Origin of the sequence: Moraxella cuniculi DSM 21768 (genome assembly GCF_900156515.1) — a bacterium.
Taxonomy (GTDB): Bacteria; Pseudomonadota; Gammaproteobacteria; order Pseudomonadales; family Moraxellaceae; genus Moraxella; species Moraxella cuniculi.
This window is the reverse complement of sequence record NZ_FTNU01000002.1, coordinates 150,202-168,590: the sequence shown is the minus strand read 5'-3', so window position 1 is coordinate 168,590 and position 18,389 is coordinate 150,202. Positions and strand designations below refer to the sequence as shown.

The 18,389-nt window shown below is 41.1% G+C and carries 20 protein-coding genes; 16 read left to right on the top strand and 4 right to left on the bottom strand.

Going from position 1 to position 18,389, the window contains the following annotated elements; all coding sequences use genetic code 11:
- Positions 1–111 precede the first annotated feature (111 nt).
- The 12 genes from rnpA (at position 112) to BW928_RS02340 (ending at position 12,565) form a co-directional block, all read left to right on the top strand.
- Complete coding sequence (gene rnpA, locus BW928_RS02395) at positions 112–468, top strand: ribonuclease P protein component (RefSeq protein WP_076554636.1); 357 nt, start codon at positions 112–114, stop codon at positions 466–468.
- 20 nt (positions 469–488) lie between these two features.
- The gene (yidD, locus tag BW928_RS02390; RefSeq protein WP_076554635.1) at positions 489–806 is read left to right on the top strand and encodes a membrane protein insertion efficiency factor YidD; all 318 of its coding nucleotides are present in this window, start codon (positions 489–491) and stop codon (positions 804–806) included.
- A 162-nt stretch (positions 807–968) separates the two neighbouring features.
- A complete protein-coding gene (yidC, locus tag BW928_RS02385; protein ID WP_076554634.1) occupies positions 969–2,618 on the top strand; it encodes a membrane protein insertase YidC in 1,650 nt (549 codons plus the stop codon).
- A gap of 182 nt (positions 2,619–2,800) precedes the next feature.
- On the top strand, positions 2,801–4,204 hold the full coding sequence (mnmE, locus tag BW928_RS02380; protein WP_143821456.1) for a tRNA uridine-5-carboxymethylaminomethyl(34) synthesis GTPase MnmE: 1,404 nt from the start codon (positions 2,801–2,803) through the stop codon (positions 4,202–4,204).
- Between the two features lie 111 nt (positions 4,205–4,315).
- The gene (gene nrdR / locus BW928_RS02375) at positions 4,316–4,786 is read left to right on the top strand and encodes a transcriptional regulator NrdR (RefSeq protein ID WP_076554632.1); all 471 of its coding nucleotides are present in this window, start codon (positions 4,316–4,318) and stop codon (positions 4,784–4,786) included.
- A complete protein-coding gene (gene ribD, locus BW928_RS02370) occupies positions 4,783–5,829 on the top strand; it encodes a bifunctional diaminohydroxyphosphoribosylaminopyrimidine deaminase/5-amino-6-(5-phosphoribosylamino)uracil reductase RibD (protein WP_076554631.1) in 1,047 nt (348 codons plus the stop codon). Before nrdR ends, ribD begins: the two co-directional genes overlap by 4 nt.
- Before the next feature lie 291 nt (positions 5,830–6,120).
- Positions 6,121–6,786, top strand: a complete 666-nt coding sequence (locus BW928_RS02365; RefSeq protein WP_076554630.1) for a riboflavin synthase — start codon at positions 6,121–6,123, stop codon at positions 6,784–6,786.
- A 103-nt stretch (positions 6,787–6,889) separates the two neighbouring features.
- Positions 6,890–7,906: a methionyl-tRNA formyltransferase gene (fmt, locus tag BW928_RS02360; protein WP_076554629.1), complete on the top strand. Its 1,017-nt coding sequence runs from the start codon at positions 6,890–6,892 to the stop codon at positions 7,904–7,906.
- Positions 7,907–7,914: 8 nt separating this feature from the next.
- On the top strand, positions 7,915–9,255 hold the full coding sequence (rsmB, locus tag BW928_RS02355) for a 16S rRNA (cytosine(967)-C(5))-methyltransferase RsmB (protein ID WP_076554628.1): 1,341 nt from the start codon (positions 7,915–7,917) through the stop codon (positions 9,253–9,255).
- Positions 9,256–9,330: 75 nt separating this feature from the next.
- Positions 9,331–10,746: a threonine synthase gene (thrC, locus tag BW928_RS02350; protein ID WP_076554627.1), complete on the top strand. Its 1,416-nt coding sequence runs from the start codon at positions 9,331–9,333 to the stop codon at positions 10,744–10,746.
- Between the two features lie 9 nt (positions 10,747–10,755).
- Positions 10,756–11,955 carry a DNA-processing protein DprA gene (gene dprA / locus BW928_RS02345; RefSeq protein WP_076554626.1) on the top strand — a complete coding sequence of 400 codons (1,200 nt, stop codon included), beginning with the start codon at positions 10,756–10,758 and terminating at the stop codon, positions 11,953–11,955.
- On the top strand, positions 11,942–12,565 hold the full coding sequence (locus tag BW928_RS02340; protein WP_076554625.1) for an L-threonylcarbamoyladenylate synthase: 624 nt from the start codon (positions 11,942–11,944) through the stop codon (positions 12,563–12,565). The genes dprA and BW928_RS02340 overlap by 14 nt, the downstream gene beginning before the upstream one ends.
- A gap of 107 nt (positions 12,566–12,672) precedes the next feature.
- Here BW928_RS02340 and BW928_RS02335 read toward each other — a convergent pair whose 3' ends face one another.
- The 4 genes from BW928_RS02335 to BW928_RS02320 form a co-directional block, all read right to left on the bottom strand.
- A complete protein-coding gene (locus BW928_RS02335; RefSeq protein ID WP_076554624.1) occupies positions 12,673–13,164 on the bottom strand; it encodes an Rrf2 family transcriptional regulator in 492 nt (163 codons plus the stop codon).
- A gap of 178 nt (positions 13,165–13,342) precedes the next feature.
- Positions 13,343–13,588, bottom strand: coding sequence for a GlsB/YeaQ/YmgE family stress response membrane protein (locus BW928_RS02330; protein ID WP_375537523.1), 246 nt, complete (start codon positions 13,586–13,588; stop codon positions 13,343–13,345).
- A 145-nt stretch (positions 13,589–13,733) separates the two neighbouring features.
- Positions 13,734–14,822, bottom strand: a complete 1,089-nt coding sequence (ribBA, locus tag BW928_RS02325) for a bifunctional 3,4-dihydroxy-2-butanone-4-phosphate synthase/GTP cyclohydrolase II (RefSeq protein WP_076554622.1) — start codon at positions 14,820–14,822, stop codon at positions 13,734–13,736.
- Positions 14,823–14,905: 83 nt separating this feature from the next.
- On the bottom strand, positions 14,906–16,156 hold the full coding sequence (locus BW928_RS02320; RefSeq protein WP_076554621.1) for a replication-associated recombination protein A: 1,251 nt from the start codon (positions 16,154–16,156) through the stop codon (positions 14,906–14,908).
- Positions 16,157–16,221: 65 nt separating this feature from the next.
- Between BW928_RS02320 and BW928_RS02315 the strand changes: the two genes are divergently transcribed.
- The 4 genes from BW928_RS02315 to BW928_RS11280 all read left to right on the top strand — a co-directional run bounded on the left by BW928_RS02315 (position 16,222) and on the right by BW928_RS11280 (position 18,178).
- Positions 16,222–16,677: a type IV secretion protein Rhs gene (locus tag BW928_RS02315; RefSeq protein ID WP_200800823.1), complete on the top strand. Its 456-nt coding sequence runs from the start codon at positions 16,222–16,224 to the stop codon at positions 16,675–16,677.
- Positions 16,678–16,924: 247 nt separating this feature from the next.
- On the top strand, positions 16,925–17,257 hold the full coding sequence (locus tag BW928_RS11815) for a hypothetical protein (protein ID WP_197718992.1): 333 nt from the start codon (positions 16,925–16,927) through the stop codon (positions 17,255–17,257).
- Between the two features lie 46 nt (positions 17,258–17,303).
- Positions 17,304–17,792 carry a hypothetical protein gene (locus tag BW928_RS11285; RefSeq protein WP_143821457.1) on the top strand — a complete coding sequence of 163 codons (489 nt, stop codon included), beginning with the start codon at positions 17,304–17,306 and terminating at the stop codon, positions 17,790–17,792.
- Positions 17,792–18,178, top strand: a complete 387-nt coding sequence (locus BW928_RS11280) for a hypothetical protein (RefSeq protein WP_078309975.1) — start codon at positions 17,792–17,794, stop codon at positions 18,176–18,178. Before BW928_RS11285 ends, BW928_RS11280 begins: the two co-directional genes overlap by 1 nt.
- Positions 18,179–18,389: the final 211 nt, after the last annotated feature.

Below are 18,389 nucleotides of genomic sequence, written 5' to 3'. Positions count from 1 at the left end.
TTGCGGTGCTTTTTTGTGCCTAAAATTTTCTAAAATAACCAAAGTGGTTTGTGGCAACATAAAATCAAGCCTGACAAGTATATCACGATAAATAACAATCATCAGAAAAAAATGACCAATTTTCAAAAACAGCATCGATTATTAAAACCTGCCGAATTTAAGGCGGTGTTTGATAAGCCAATAAAAAAAATTCACAGCACACATTTGTTGATTTTTGTTGGTGAATCAATATGCCCACAAGCACGACTTGGGCTTGCCATCACCAAAAAAAAGCTCAAAAATGCCGTTGATCGCAATCGTCTGAAACGGCTGGTGCGTGAGAATTTTCGCCATGTTAGAGATGATATTTTGCCAATTGATATGGTGGTGATTGTTAAATCTGGCTATCAAAGAGAGTTTGATATCGCCCAAGAAATCACCGAATTATTTAGAAAAATTAAAAAGATGTACAGAATTGAAAAATTGTGAAATTTTATAATTGATAAGATATGATAAAAAATCTAATTTTGTGGATTATCAATAGTTATCGGCGATATATCAGTATCATAATCCCTGCCAGATGTCGTTATTATCCCAGCTGTTCGTTGTATGGCAAGCAAGCGATGTTATGGCATGATACAACCAAAGGCTTGTGGTTGGTGATACGCCGTGTTGCAAGCTGCCACCCTTGGGGTGGTTCGGGTGTTGATTTTGTTCCTCTGCCGCTGTATCGTTACCATTATCAGATTTCATCATTAACTGTGTGTAAGGTCGCCTGTGATAACACCAGTTATGTTGCTAGATTAAATTTCTTAATGAATAAATAAATTTTGATTAAATAATTTTAATAAAATATCATACCAAATGGGCGGATTTTTTATATTTACCCTGCTAAGAGCTGGTTTTTCTAGGATTTTTAAATTATTTTTAGTACAATAGAAAGTTTTGAGATAAATTGGCTTTTATTTTATAGCTCGTGGATTAATTTTATGCAAAAAATTCTTAGGATTTTAATCATTGTGGCGATGCTGATTACGGCGTATTTGCTGATTTTGGCTTGGCGTGATGATTATGCAGGCAAGCCTGCAACAACTCAGCCTGTGGCAACACAAAGCAGCAATACGGATATACCAAGCAGTCAAGCTGCTGGCGATGTACCAACGCTGACTGCTGGCACTGTGGCAGATTCAACCAATCAGCAAGGCAATCTTATCAGCGTTAGCACAGATTTGTATGACATAAAAATCAACCCTGTTGGCGGGGATATTGTTTATGCTGCACTCAAGCAATACAATGCAACCAAGGACAGTAGTGAGTCTTTTGTACTGCTTGAACAGAACGCCACGCGTACTTATGTGGCACAGTCTGGTCTGACTGGCAAAGATGGTGTGGATACTGCCGAAGGTCGTGCGGTTTATAGCAGTTCTCGCAGCAGTTACGAGCTAAATCCTGCAGCAGGCTCGTTGCAAGTGCCATTGGTTCTGCAAAAAGATGGGGTAACAATTACCAAAACTTATACATTTAATGCAGGTCAATATCCTATTAATTTAAGCTACAATATTAACAATAATTCAACCAAGCCTTGGCAAGGGCAAATGTACGCACAATTAAAGCGTGATGGCAGTTCAGATCCAGGTTTGGACGACAAGGGCATGCTTGGCTTGGCAACATACTTGGGTGGTGCTTGGGGTGTACCAGCAGATCCTTATAATAAGCTAAAATTTGGCGATTTTGGCGATGGTTTAAATGTTGGCAGTAAAGATGGTTGGGTGGCAATCGTTCAGCATTATTTTGTGTCTGCATGGACGCCGTCTAATAGTTTTGATGCGAAATTTTTTGCACGCACAACAGGTAATGATTATTTTATTGGTTATAATAGCCCAATTATCAATGTTGCCGCCAATAAGCAAATCACTCTAAATAGCACCTTGTACGCAGGGCCTAAAGTGCAGTCGCAGTTGGCACCAGTGGCCGAAGGGTTAAATCAAACGGTTGATTATGGATTGCTATGGCCAATCTCAAAGGTGTTATTTGCTATTTTGGATAACATCCACAAAGTGCTTGGCAACTGGGGTTGGTCGATTATTGTACTGACTTTGATTGTCAAAATTGCTTTATTTTGGCTGTCAAATAAAAGCTATGTTTCTATGGCAAAAATGCGTGCCATTGCACCAAAATTACAAGCTCTAAAAGATAAGCATGGCGATGATCGCATGGCGATGAGCCAAGAAATGATGCAGATTTATCGTGATGAAAAAGTAAACCCAATGGCGGGCTGCTTGCCGATTTTCTTGCAAATGCCGATTTTCCTTGCACTGTACTGGGTGTTGGTTGAGTCTGTTGAATTGCGTCATGCACCTTGGATTTTGTGGATTAAGGATTTGTCTGCAATGGATCCATGGTTTATTTTGCCGATTTTTATGGGCGTAACTATGTTTGTGCAACAGTTATTAAACCCACAACCAACCGACCCGATGCAGGCCAAAATGATGAAAATTTTACCTGTGGTTTTTGCGGTATTTATGCTGTGGTTCCCAGCAGGTTTGGTGTTGTACTGGACGGTTAATAACTTGTTTAGCATGACTCATCAGCATATTGTTAATAAGCGAATCGAAAAACAAATGCAGCAGCGTGCATAAACCAAAAACCCCATGATTTCATGGGGTTTTTTATTACCATAAATTATTAAAATCAAATTAATTGCAAATCACCAAAAATTTAGACGGTGTATTAAAACTAATTCAGCACCAATTTATTTGATGGAATATTTTAATTGCTCCTATAAAAGTGATACAATAAAAGGTTAAATAATAACAAATCGATATTTATGAGCATTATTCAACAGCCAACCATCGCCGCCATCGCCACGCCCATCGGACAAGGAGGGGTGGGGATTATCCGTTTGTCTGGCAAAGATGCCTATCAAATAGGCTGTGCCATCACAAAAAGACAAAGCCTTAGCCCTAGAGTGGCACATTTTGGTAGTTTTTTTGGTTCTGATGGTGTGATTGATGAAGGGGTGATTATTTATTTTAAGGCTCCTCATTCATTCACAGGTGAAGATGTTGTGGAGCTGCAAGGGCATGGCGGCATGATATTACAAAATATGCTGCTGGCAAGGCTGTTTGAGCTGGGTGCTCGTCAGGCTACAGCGGGTGAATTTTCTTACCGTGCTTTTGAAAATGATAAGATTGATTTGGTGCAAGCTGAAGCGATCAGCGATGCCATTTCGGCAACTTCGGTGGCTCAAGCCAGCAGTGCTATCCGCTCACTTTCTGGGGAATTTTCAAATAAAATCAATGATTTATCTGAAAAATTAACACAGCTAAGATTATATGTTGAGGCGGCAATAGACTTTCCTGATGAGGAAGATGTTGATTTTTTGTCCGATGGTGTTATTGAGAAGAAGATAAATCTAATATTATCAGGCGTTGATGATATTTTGGCGACCGCCAAGCAGGGGCAGTTATTGCGAGACGGGGTTCATGTGGTGTTGGCAGGTAGGCCTAATGCTGGCAAATCCAGCCTGCTTAATCGCCTGTCTGGTACACAAAGAGCCATTGTTACCGATATTGCAGGCACTACTCGCGATACACTTGAAGAAACACTGGTTCTGGACGGCTTGACTGTGCATTTGACAGATACGGCTGGCTTGCGTGATACCACAGATCAGGTCGAAAAAATCGGTATTGAGCGTGCTTTTGATGCCATAAATAAAGCAGATATTTTGCTAATGGTCTATGATGTCAGTGTAGAAAATGACCCACTTGCACTGGCAAAATCATTGTTCAGTGAAGGTTTGCCAGAGGCAAATATAGAGGAAATTTTTGCAAAAAAACTTGTTCTTGTTGCTAATAAATGTGATTTATTGACAACAAAACCCAGCAGTTATGTTTCATGTGAAACAGAAAATTTACCAAAAACTGTATATGTTTCATGTGAAACTTCCGAAGGTATTACGCAATTAATTGATTTGTTGAAAGAAAAAGTCGGTTTTCATCCACCAGAAAATAGCCTGATTGCACGCACTCGTCATCTTGATGCACTAAAGCGTGCCAAACAGCATATATTGCAAGCACATGAGCAATTGGTTTATTATCATGCAGGTGAATTGGTGGCTGATAGCTTAAGACAAGCACAACAATCTTTGGGTGAAATTACAGGTCAGATGAGTGCCGATGAATTGTTGGGAAAAATTTTCTCAAGTTTTTGTATTGGCAAATGATAAAAAATGAGCGGTTTTATTTTATTTTTCTAAAAAATTAAAATGATAAAATTATGCTAATTTTTTATTATTATATTGTTTTTCTAAACAAATAAAATTAAAAGGATGGTTATGCATTGCCCTTTTTGCAATACAGATGATACAAAAGTAACCGACTCTAGGTTAGCGGCAGCTGGTGCCCAAGTACGCCGTCGTCGTCAATGCGTGGCGTGTGGTGAGAGGTTTACAACTTTTGAGATTTGTGAGATTGTGATGCCTCGCATTATCAAGTCAAGTGGTCGTATTGAACCCTATGATCAAAATAAATTGCGTCGTTCAATTTCGTTGCCATTGCAAAAAAGACCTGTCAGCAGCGATGAGCTGGAGGCAAGCATTAGTCGTATTGAGCATTCGCTGCGTACGCTGGGAGAAAGAGAGGTTGCCAGCAAAGTATTGGGCGAGATTGTCATGAAGCAACTTCAAGATTTGGATGATGTTGCTTATGTACGCTTTGCGAGTGTCTATAGAGATTTTCAAGATATTGGGCAGTTTCGTGCAGAGCTTGACAAAATAAATTTACCAAAAGATGTTGAAGAATCATGAATACAGCAATCATGCAGGCAGATGATGCACATTATATGACGCTGGCAATCAAGCAGGCATGGCAAGGTATTTATACCACACGACCGAACCCTGCTGTAGGGTGTGTGATTGTCAAAGATGGCATGGTTGTCGGTCAGGGATTTCATCCGAAGGCAGGTCAGCCCCATGCGGAGGTTTTTGCCTTGCAAGATGCTTATAATAAAGGTTGTGATGTTGTAGGAGCAACGGCGTATGTAACACTTGAGCCTTGTAGCCACACAGGTCGTACACCTCCTTGTGCTGATGCTTTGATTGAGGCAAAAATTGGGCGTGTGGCAATTGCCAATGTTGATCCCAATCCGCAAGTTGCTGGTTCTGGCATAGCTAAGCTTCAGGCTGCTGGTATAACTGTTGATGTGGGTGTATGCTCTGATGAAGCTGCCGAGCTTAATCGAGGGTTTTTTAAGGCAATGCAGTGGCAAATGCCTTATGTGCGTCTGAAGGTTGCAGCCAGTCTTGATGGTCGAACAGCAATGGCATCTGGTGAATCCAAGTGGATTACAGGAGAGCAGGCTCGAGAAGATGTACAAAAGCTGCGTGCTAGAAGTGCTGCGATTATTACAGGTTCTGGTACTGTAATTGCTGACAACCCTGCTTTGTCTGTACGCAGCCAGCTGCTTGGTGTGGATGTTGCACAGATACCCACCCCAAAGATTGTTGTGATAGATCGCAGTCAAAAACTAAGCATAGGTGATGATTTTCAGGTATTGCGTGATGATAACACCTTATTGTGGCGGCAGGATATATTGACGCTACTGAAGACCTTGGTACAAAAATATCAATGCTATGATGTACTGGTGGAGGCAGGGGCGAGACTGTCGGCGGCATTCATTCAGCAAAATTTGGTTGATGAATTAATTGTTTATCAATCTCCTTGTATTTTGGGCAGTTCAGCACGAGCGATGTTTGATTTTAATATTGATAATTTATCCGAACGCCAACAATTTTGGTTGCAATCAGTCAACCACATAGGGCGTGATTTGCATTTGATCTATCGCAGATAGTTTATATTGGAAGTTTTAAAATATTGTAAAAAACTTATACACAGTTGATATAAGTGATAATTTATCAAATCGGGTGAAATTTTCTATTATTTTGGCTGTGTATAACTATCAAAAATAAGATAAAATTTTATTTTGTTATTTATACAATTATTTGATTTTTATATATTTTTTATAAAAAATTTCTCTGATTGTTGTCAGAAAAATAAACTGTGGATAATTTTATTGTAAAAATAAAAACCCATAATGGTTGCTATAACCAAGATAATTATCCACAAGAAAATCGAGGTAAATATGTTTACAGGTATCATAGAAACCACTGGCAAAATTAAAGCAATTAATCAGCTTGGCGGTGATATTGAATTGATTATCCATGCACCTGATTTGGATTTTTCTGATGTAAAATTGGGTGATTCTATAGCATCAAATGGCATCTGCCTGACGGTCGTATCGGTTGCTAAAGATATGTATAGTGTTGATGTTTCACGGGAAACATTAAGCAAATCCGCCTTAAAAAATTGGCGTGTGGGGGATGTTATTAATCTTGAAAAAGCAATGTTGCCTACCACTCGCTTTGGGGGGCATATTGTTGCAGGACATGTAGACGGCGTGGGAGTAATAAAACATATTGCCAAAGATGCCCGTTCTGTCTATATTGAGATAGAAATCCCTGCCGAGCTCATGCATTACACTGCAGACAAAGGCTCAATTACAGTGGATGGGATTAGCCTGACAACCAATATGATTAAGCCTGAACAAAATCTAGTGTGCTTAAATATTATTCCTCATACTGCTGAGCGTACAAATATCGCATATCATTGGACGGTGGGTGCATTGGTGAATATTGAGGTTGATTTGCTTGCTAGATATTTGGAACGACTTTTGCATAAAAAATCAGGTAAAAATACAGCTGGTAATATCACAGAAGAAATGTTGAATAAGGCTGGATTTTATTTATAATTATTAAGTTATTTTTAACAATAAACAGTCTGTTATTTTTATCGTATTAATTTTTATTTTTTATAAAAACTAATCAATTAAACCATTAATAAATAAAGAGTGTATGATGATACAAGGTGATAAGCGGTTAAGAGTCGTGTTTGCGGGTACGCCAGAGTTTGCAGCGACAAGTTTGCAACGGCTGATTGAACAACAGTCAATATTAAATATTGAGATTGTCGCTGTGTATACCCAGCCTGACCGTAAGTCAGGCAGAGGACAAAAAATTACTGCTTCTGCTGTCAAAAAAGTAGCAATTGCTAACAATATCCCTGTTGAACAGCCAGTTAGTTTTAGCCTTAAATACAACCCAGAACAAGGTGTAAGTGGAAAAGTTTCACGTGAAACTTTGGAAAAATATCGTCCTGATGTGATGGTTGTAGCAGCGTATGGCTTGATACTGCCATTGGGTGTTTTGGGTATACCAAAGTTTGGCTGTTTAAATATTCATGCATCTTTATTGCCAAGATGGCGTGGAGCTGCACCGATTCAGCGTGCTATTTTGGCTGGTGATACGCTAACTGGCATTACTATTATGCGGATGAACCAAGGGCTTGATACGGGAGATATGTTATATAAGAATATTTGTCCGATAACCGATATGGACACTGCCCAGACTTTGCATGACAAACTTGCCCTGCTTGGTGCTGATGCGATTGTTACCGTCTTACAGGATTTGCCGAATTATCAAAAAAAAGCAGAAAAGCAGATAGATAATGAAGCAACCTATGCAGAAAAGATTCATAACACGGAAGGTCAAATTAATTGGCAAGACAGTGCTGAGAATATCCATCGGCAAATTCGAGCTTTGAACGCTTATAGTTATTTGCATGACGAGAGAATTAAGGTGCTTGCTGCTCAATCCATTAAACAAGATCAAGTTACAACAGAGCCTGCAGCAAAGATTGTGAGCGTGGGCAAAAAAGCGATTTTGGTTTCATGTGGAACATCTAATGATGGCATGAAGCGTTTGATAAATTTAACAGTTTTGCAATGGGCTGGAGCTAAGCCATTAAATACTGAGCAAATTGCAAATTCAAATAAGATTAATGATGGTGATTATTTTGAGATGGTTGATTGAGATAATAAATGACTGATAATTTAAAAAAACTTTCTAATGATAGTTTATCAACTCGGGCAAAAGTAGTTACCATTATTGAAGAAATTCTAAATGGTAAATCGTTGTCTTTATTACTTGACACATTACTAGCGTCGGTGAGTTTTTCTGATAAGCCTTTTGCCCATGAGTTATTGATGGGAACATTGCGTCAATGGTGGGCATTGACTCGCATTGCAGAAAGCTTGGCAAAAAAGAGCATTGATGATCATGCCGTGTTGGCAGTATTAAATATTGGCTTGTATCAACTTTTGTATATGAATACGGCAGATTATGCCGCGATACATAACACGGTTGAGGCACTCAAGCAGCTGAATAAATCTTATGCTGTGGGTTTTGTGAATGCAATTTTGCGAAAGGTACAACAATCTTTGGCAAAATATCAAAAGAAGGTTCAAAAAAATCACAGCTTGCCTAACTGGCTGGCAAAGCAGCTAAAGCAAGATTGGCCTTTGGTGTATGATGAATTAAGTCTGGCATTGAGACATTCGGCAGCTATTTTTTTGCGAGTCAATGAGCAAAAAGTCAGCATAGATAAATATTCAGAAATTCTTAATAATAACGGTGTCAGTCATAATATTATTTCACTTGGCTACGAGCATCATCAGACGATACGCTTGGATAGCCCTGTACAAATTGCGACTCTGCCTTATTTTGAGCAAGGCTGGGTTTCGGTGCAGGATATGCACGCACAGTTGTCGGCTTTTTTATTGAAACCGTTATTATCCACACAAGGCAAGCGAGTATTGGATATGTGTTGTGCCCCTGGTGGCAAGACGGCACATTTGCTTGAGAAGTTTCACATGAAACATATTGTTGCGATTGATTGTGATGAAAGTCGTCTAAATCGCGTTCATGAGAATCTAAACCGCCTAAACCTTAATCAGCAAAATATAACAATCATGGCGGCAGATGGCACTTCTTGGCAAGATAAGTCATTGTTTGATGTGATATTGCTTGATGCACCTTGTACAGCAACTGGGGTGATTCGCAGGCACCCAGATATTGCGTTATTACGCCAAGAAGCAGATATCTTGGCAACCTGTGAATTGCAAGCCAAAATTTTACAAAACGCATGGCGACAGTTAAAAACAGGTGGTGTATTATTGTATGTTACCTGCTCTATCTTAAAAGCAGAAAATGAATTGCAAATTATTGATTTTATTAAAAAAAATACAGACGCTCAAGCCACCCCTTTTGTGTTGGATTTGCCAAATCAAATCAAGCAAACAGTAGGCTATCAGTGTTTGCCACTGGATAGATTTGGTGGTGATGGTTTTTATTATGCGATGCTGACCAAATGTGCAACATGAGAATTGGGGCAAAACTTCGCCATTTGTTTATAATTTGTGCTAAAATTGATTAACTTGTTTAAATTTGGAGACAACATGAAATACATCAGTACTCGTGGTAATACCGCACCAATGCAGTTTAGTGATGTGCTTTTGATGGGGCTTGCACCAGATGGCGGATTGATGCTGCCAGAGTATTATCCGCAGATTGATAATGAGACGCTGAATAAATGGCGTAAGCTGGATTATGCCGATCTTGCTTTTGAGATTATGTCATTATTTGCAACGGATATACCTGCTGACGACTTAAGATTGATTATTAACAAAACCTACACAAAGCAAGCCTTTGGCAGTGATGAAATTACCCCTGTTAGCCCTTTGTGCGACAATTTAAGTTTGCTTGAGTTGTCTAATGGTCCAACGCTTGCTTTTAAAGATGTGGCAATGCAGTTTTTGGGCAATGCGTTTGAATATGTATTGGACAAAAAAAATGAGCGACTAACCATCATCGGAGCAACTTCGGGGGATACAGGCAGTGCTGCTGAATATGCCCTGCGTGGCAAGAAAAATATCAGTGTTTTCATGATGTCGCCGCATGGTAAGATGAGTGAATTTCAGCGGGCACAGATGTACAGCCTTGATGATGCCAATATACACAATATTGCTGTAGAGGGGATGTTTGACGATTGTCAAGATATCGTCAAATCGCTGCAAGAAGATGCAGAATTTAAGAAAAAATACAGCCTTGGGACGGTAAATTCTATCAACTGGGGGCGTATTTTGGCACAGATTGTTTATTATTTTAAGGGGTATTTTGCAGCAACGACAAATAATGAGCAAAAGTTGAGTTTTTGTGTGCCTTCGGGGAATTTTGGCAATGTCTGTGCAGGGTTGTTTGCAAAACAAATGGGCTTGCCAATTGATCGTTTGATTGTTGCCACCAATGAAAATGATGTTTTGCATGAATTTTTTAGCACAGGTAAATACACGCCTCGCCAATCAAGCGAAACTTATGTAACTTCCAGCCCTTCAATGGATATTTCTAAGGCATCAAACTTTGAGCGTTTTGTGTATTTACTGCTTGATAAAGACAGTGCTTATCTTGCTCAGCTGTTCAATGATGTCAAGCTCGGCAAGGGCTTTGATTTGTCAGATAAACTTTCGGAAGTATCACAAAAGTTTGGTTTCGTTTCGGGCAAGTCCACGCACCAAGATCGCTTGGATACTATTAAGAAAATCTACACAAAAACCCAGCGTTTAATTGACCCACACACTGCAGATGGCGTCAAGGTTGCCTTGCAACTTCAACGAGAAGATGAGCATATTTTGGTTGCTGAGACGGCATTGCCTGCTAAGTTTGAGGATACTATTGTTGAGGCACTTGGTAAGATTGATTTGCCACGACCTGAACACACTATTGGGCTTGAGGATAAGCCGCAATATGTAACGGTTGTGCCAAATGATGCCGAAGCGGTTGCACAGATTATCAAGCAGCACATAACTGCATACTGACGGCTAAAGATGGCGTATTCATCATTAACAGATAAACAAGCGGTATTGGCACTGTGGTACATTGTCAATACTTCGCTAATTTCTTATTATAAACTTATTACTTATTGTAATAATGCTAAAGATGCTTTGCTGGCTGATACTTCTGTTTGGCAAAATCTCGCCATTCATAAGCTGCATATCAAACGCTGGCATGATAGTGCTGATGTGCTTGCTTTTGTTGAGAAAATCAAGCAAGAGGTTTCACTTGGCAGTTATCAAGTGTGTTTTTTGAGCGATGATGATTATCCGCCGTTATTAAAAGAAATTTACGATCCGCCACCTGTGCTGTTTTATCGTGGTAATATTAAGCGGCTCACCGATCGCCAAATTGCCATTGTTGGCAGTCGCAAGCCCAGTACCGAAGCCGAAAAAATCACTTTTGATTTGGCACAGTATTTGGTTCAGGCGGGATATACCATCACCAGTGGCTTGGCTTGGGGGATAGATAAGCAGGCACATTTGGGGGCGATGGCTCAACTGCCTGCCTTGTCAGGTCGCACGGTGGGCGTGCTAGGCACAGGTATTGATGTTTGTTATCCTCGCAATCACAATGCGTTATTTGCCCAAATTGTCCAAGATGGCGGTTGTCTTGTCAGTGAATTATTACCAGCAACGCCTGCCAGCAAGCATACTTTTCCCAGACGCAATCGCTTGGTTGCTGGATTGTCCAAGGCGGTGGTTGTTACCGAAGCGGCATTACAAAGCGGCTCTCTTATCACGGCACGATTGTGTGCAGAGCAAGGCAAACAGGTTTTTGCAATACCGAGCAATATTTATAATAGCAATGCTGAAGGTTGTCATCATCTGATTCGCGAGGGTGCAACTTTGATATATCACCCCGATCAGATTTTGGAGGATGTGGGAAGGCAAGATGATGACTTTTTGCCTATGTTGCCAAAGACTTTTAGCCAAGGGGTGTCGGTGTATGATGGCGATGATAAGCTAGCCAAAAATCACAGCAGTAAGTCTGATGTGAATCATGACACACCTGATTCTGTGGCGGTTCCTGAGCATTTAACGAAGCTGTATCATGTGCTGGATAAGCCGTGTGATTTGGATACTTTGGTTGTGGCAACCAATCAAGAAGTTGGTTCGTTATTGGCTGGGTTGATGGAGCTTGAGATTTTGGGTTTGATTATTCAATCAGGAGGTCATTATGTCAAATCCTGATGTGATATTATCAGTCCATAATCTGCCAGCGGTAGCTGATTATCTGCGGTCAGGTGCTGTGTTGGCATATCCAAGCGAAAGCGTCTGGGGTCTGGGCTGTGATGCGTTTAATACCACTGCACTAAAACGAGTCATTGCCTTAAAAAACAGACAGCTTGACAAAGGGCTGATTGTTTTGACGGACAATGCTGAGCGATTGTTACCATTATTTGCCAATGTTTCACATGAAACAGCTAAGCGGTATATTGAGCAAATCCAGCAGCAAACAGAGCATTTTGTGGCGACACATCAGCGAGCTGTAACTTGGCTGATTGAGGCTGATTTGACACAATTGCCAAAGGAGCTATTGGGTGGATTTGCCACTTTGGCGGTGCGTATTACACCCCACCCTGTACTACAATCTTTGTGTCAAAATTTGGTATCCAAGCATAATCCTTATGGTTTTTTGGTATCGACCAGTTGCAATTTGGCAAGCCAGCCACCAGCACAGACATTGCTTGATGCGTATGGATATTTTGCTGACAGCGTTGCTTATTTGGATACGGATAATCTGGGTTTTGTGCAACCAAGCTGTATTATTGAGCTGGCAACTGGCAAGATGCTTAGATAGCTGTGTGTTAAAATTGAATCAGATGTGGTTATTTTGCCAAAGCAAATCCTTAAAAATTTTAAGGCATTATAAAGTAAGGCTGGGTACGCGTGGCGTTAATTATTTGCTTAATTAAAGAGTTCAAGCAAATCATCTTTGTTTAATAAAAAATCCGCCAAAGTATATTTGTCCAGCACCGAGATAAAGGCTTGGGCAGCTTCGGCAAGTGCAGGTTTTAGCATACAAGCAGGGGCGATGGCACAATATTCGGTGCTTTTTGTGCTGAAATTCACAGTAGGAATGATGGCACTGTTGTGCTGGGTTTGTTGCAATTGTTCAAAGCACTGCACCAAAGCAAAGTCGTTTTCGGTATGGCGAATCAGCTGTCCGATATTGATTTTTGTTGGGTGCATGGCAAGACGAATGCCACCATTTTTGCCACGCACAGTTTCTACATAGCCAAGCCTGCCCAGCTGATGAATAATTTTGGTTAGGTGGCTTTTTGAAATGCGATAGCTGTTTGCAATATCGACAATATTGACAAATTCATCTGGCTTGGGCTTGACCGCCAAATATATCAAAGACCTAAGGGCAAAATCACTGTAATTGGTAAGTCTCATGCGTGTTTTGATTTAGATGATTGATTTTATTATAAATTGTAATTTTTATTTTGTAAATCAAAGTTTGTTAAAAGTGCTGATTTTGATTCATTAAACAGCAATCTGGCAAAAAATGCACTAATTTGCCAAATAAAAAAGACACGAACAAGCGTGTCTTTTGGTATAAGTGCTGGTTTGTTTAACGGCGTTTGCCAGTTAAAATCTCATAAACGAACAGCAAAATCATCGCACCGATGACTGAGAAAATCAGATAGCTCATGCCAGAGGCGGCATTCATGCCCAAGAAATTGGCGATAAATGTTCCAACATAAGCACCCGCAATGCCCAAAATAATGGTCAAAATCCAGCCCATGCTGTCCGCACCCGGCTTAATCATGCGAGCCAGTAGACCAACAACAAAGCCAACAATCAAAGTCCAAATCATCATCGTCTCCTTTTTTGGGTTTGTATTATTACTAAAACCAAGGGGTTAAGATGATTTATTATAAAATCTTAAGCAGAAAATTACTTATAATATTTTGTAACTTAGGTAGTAAGCCTGTTATTAATTGTTGTTTTCTTGTCTTGGTTCATTCCACTGTTTCGATGATGTTTAGGTCAAATCCTGATAAAGCATTAAACTTAATAGGGCTGGATAATAGACGCATATCCTTAACTCCTAAGTGTTTTAGGATTTGGGCACCGACACCGATGGTTTGGTAAGGGGCACGGCGGTTTTGGTTGCTGGATTGTTGATTTTTGAGTGCGTCAAATGCATCTGACAGACCCATTTCATCACCATGACCTATCCATACCAATACGCCATGCTCAGCTGTGGCAATCTCTTGCAAGGCGTTTTGTACACTCCAGCGGCTGCCTGTTGTGCGAATGCCAAATAAGTCTTTCATCGGAGAAAAACTATGAACACGCACGGTGCTAACACCACCTGTTGGCGAGCCTTTGACAAATGCCAAATGCGTGTCATCGGAGCCAAACTCGGCAAAGCGATAGGCTTGAAATTCGCCATATTCTGTCTGAATGCTGAAACTCTCAACTTCGCTGACGGTTTGTTCGGTTGCCATGCGATACTGAATCAAGTCGGCGATTGTGCCGATTTTTAGCCCATGTTCTTTGGCAAAAATTTCCAAATCATCACGGCGTGCCATTTCGCCATCTGCCTTAATGATTTCAACAATCACCGCTGAGGGTTCAAGCCCTGCCAGTCTTGCCAAATCACAACCTGCCTCGGTATGTCCAGCACGGTGCAATACACCGCCCTTGCGAGCCATGATGGGGAAAATGTGTCCTGGTTGCACGATGTCGCTGGGCTTGGCGTTGGCTGCTACTGCTGCACGAATGGTGGTGGCTCTGTCGGAGGCCGAAATGCCAGTACTGACCCCTTCGGCAGCTTCGATGGATAAGGTGAAATTGGTGCTAAATTTTGCACCGTTTTTATCGCTCATCAGTGGCAAATCCAGTTGCTGACAACGAGCCTCGGTTAAGGTTAGGCATACCAAACCGCGTGCGTGAGTTATCATAAAATTAATCGCCTCTGGGGTGATGTGGCTGGCTGCCATGATCAGGTCGCCTTCGTTTTCTCGATCTTCGTCATCCATCAAGATGACCATTTTGCCAAGTTTAATGTCTTCGATGATTTCAGGAATGCTGTTTAGTGCCATAATTGTGTCTCTGATGAATTTTTGGTAAATAATGGGGGCGGTTTGTGTTTTGTAAAGGGGTGCTTTGGTAAAGTTCCACCATGCTACTGTGCTGAATTTTTTAGCCAATTGATAAAAGCAAAGCTGGCTTGTTCTTTTTGATTGTCAGCAAATTCATAAAACCTAACGCCTTGCAGGGCATCTGGCAGATATTGCTGTGGGTGATAATGGTTTGGATAATCGTGCGGATAAATATAGCCTATGCCATAACCTTCGTTTTGCATCAGTTTGGTTACGCCATTTCTAAGGTGCAGTGGCACGCTAGATTGGTCAGTTTCGGCAAGTTTTAAGGCACGATTGATGGCATTGTAGCTTGAGTTGGACTTTGGGCTGTTGGCAAGATAGATTGCCACTTGACCCAAAATAATGCGTGCCTCTGGCATACCGATTGACTGAACTGAACGCAAGGCAGTATCGGCAAGCAACAAAGCATTGGGATTGGCAAGTCCAATATCTTCACTTGCCAAAATCACAAGCCTGCGTGCGATAAAGGCAGGATCTTCGCCTGCCGAGAGCATTCGTGCCAGCCAATATATCGCAGCGTCAGCATCCGAACCACGCACCGATTTTATCATTGCCGAGATAAGGTCATAATGATTGTCGCCTGATTTGTCATAACGCACCAAGGATTGCCCTGCCACAGCGGTAACACTGGCATTGTCAATAACAATGGGGTCGGTATCGCCACTACAAACCAGTTCAAGCAAGTTTAACGCTCGTCTGCCATCACCTTGTGATAAATCAATCAAGGCGGTTAAATCACAAACTTGGATATTTTTTTTGCTAAGATGGGCATCTTTTCTGATGGCACGATGAATCAGTGTGCTGATTTCGTCAGGGCTTAGGGGGTTTAGTTTGTATACTTGGCAGCGTGATAACAAAGCATTATTGACGCTAAAGGAGGGGTTTTCGGTGGTTGCACCGATAAAGGTGATTTCGCCTGTTTCGACAGCGTGTAACAGGGCATCTTGTTGTGCTTTGTTAAATCGATGAATTTCATCAACAAAAACCACAGGCGGCTGATGAAATAACCCATCATCGCTGCCCAGCACTTCTCTTAATTCCTTGACACCACTATTGATGGCAGATAAGGGGCGAAAAGGGCGACCGACTGCATAAGCCAGCAACATGGCAAGGGTGGTTTTGCCGATACCAGCCGAGCCGTGCAGTATCATTGAGGGCAAAAAACCTTGTTTGACAATGGTGGTAATCGGTGCTTGTTCACCAAGCAAGTGTGTCTGTCCGATGACATCGTCAAGCGTGGCGGGTCGCATTCTTTCGGCAAGAGGTTTCATGGCAATTGGTTTTTGTGATTGTTTGTGTTATTTTAGCATAAAATTTGGTAAATTCTGGCACAGTTATGATAACAAACCCATTTTGGCATCAACAACAGGTGCGAAAGCTAACCGATGGCGAGCGACAAATTGCCCGCAGTGTTTTTGGTGAGGCATTGTGCCTTGATGAAATTCATCTAAAGACGGTGTGGTGGGTGATTAGGGGTTATGCCGTCTCACCTGATGGCAATATTTATTTTCACCCTGATGACTGGTGTGAGGATTTTGCCAGCCAGCCACTTGAGCGGCGTGCGTGGCTTGTTCATGAGCTGGTGCATATTTGGCAGGTGCAACAAGGCATAAGGGTGTTTTGGCGTGCTGTGTTTAATCGCCGTTATCGCTATCAGTGGCACAAAAATAAACCGTTTTTAAGCTATGGCATCGAGCAGCAGGCACGCATGGTTGAGGATTTTTATATTCGCCGTGAATTGGGTGCAGATTGTACCGCTTGGTATCAGTGTGTGCCGTTTTTAAAATATTAAAAAATATTTTTATTTTGCATCAAAAAATATACAAAAGGTATTGACAGGGTGTTTTTATGCGGTAGCCCAAAACCGTCATAAGGAAACACTCTAGGCATTTTTATGCGACGGTTTCTTAACTTTATAAGGAGATGAGTTATGTTAAAGCGGTTAGGCTTAAGCAAGTTGGTTACTTTAAAAATCAATCAAAAGTAACAAAAATACAAGCATGATGAAGCATATAAAAAATTTTTAGAGGAAAAAGGCAATGAGGCTTGATTTTTTTTACCGCTATCAAGCCGCCGAGCTATTATTAACCACCAGCATCAGAACCATTGGTATTTTATTTGCATGGGTGATGATTGATGGGCTTGGTTTGGTGCAGGATTTGGGTGAATTTATCGCCCTCTCTTGGCTGTGTCAGGTGTTGTCTTTATTGATTTTTGGTAAAATCTCTAGCAGATTACAGTTTGATAACAAGCACCTTTTGCTGCTGTTTTGTTTTCTGACCGTTGTGGGGCTGCTTGCTTTATTTTATAGCCAAGCGATTTGGCTGTTTGCCACGATTTTATCATCACTTCTGTATTTGCTATTTTATTAACTCCACTGGGTAATGCACTGGCGGCAGATCTGTATGCTGGGGTGGGGTGGATAAGAATCACGCATTTAAGGTGTGGGGTTTTGTTGGTTCTGTTAATACCATCTTAGCACCTGTGCTGTCTGGTTTTGTGATTTATTATCTAAGCCATCAGCAGATTTTGTTTTTGTGTTTGAGTGTTGCCTTGCTTAGTTTGTATGCTTTTTCTACGATAAAACTGCCCAAAGCCTCTACAAACACCGCCGACACCCATGCTGTTAATGTGTTAAAGGTGCTACTTTTTAATCCCATTGAGCGGATTATGGCAACCGTCTCTGCGGTGGCAAATTTTTCCGTTACGCCGATTTTGGCTTATGTGATTCCTTATAAAATCAGCCAAGAATTTTCATTGCCTGTGCTGTATGTCGGTATCAGCGAGGGATTTTTTGGCTTAGGCATGATTATGGGCAGTGCGTGGCTATTGGCGGTGTTTAACGCCATCTTGGTAAGTATCATACGGTGGCTGTTAGCACAGCGTTATTTGCTTTGGGGATTGTGATGACAGCTCTTAGCCAAAATGTCGCTGTGCTGGCGGTATCGATGTTTGTGCTGGGTTTGGCGGTGGTGATGTTTAATATCAATAGCACAGCAATCCGCTGTACTGCTACGCCCAAGGCATTAACCCAGAGTTTTGAATTTGTGTTTTTGGCGGCGTGCATCATTCCGATACCCTTGGGTGTGATGGCGACCACTTGGGCGTTAAGCGGTGGTTATTTGCTGTGGTTGTATATGGCAACTGCGGTGATTGTGCTGCTGTTGTCTGGGGTGATTTATTTTCATCAACAAATCAAGCAGGTGTATCGGCTTACTGCTGATAAATTGCCCAATTTTTATCAAAGACAATATCCTAGGCTGTATTTGGGTATGGATACCGCCCAGCCTTAAGCCAAATAAAGAGCGTTCTTTCGTCTGATGGATTATCTTTTATAAGGCTAAATTTGCGTATCAATGGATTTGGTGCCGTTATCAAGCATGGAGCGGTTATCAATCAATTTGATGCGTTTTGTGCCAAATTCTAAGCAAAATTGATAAAATTAACATTGATAATGATTTTCATTTTTCATATAATAATTGCTATGTGTATTGATAATTTAAG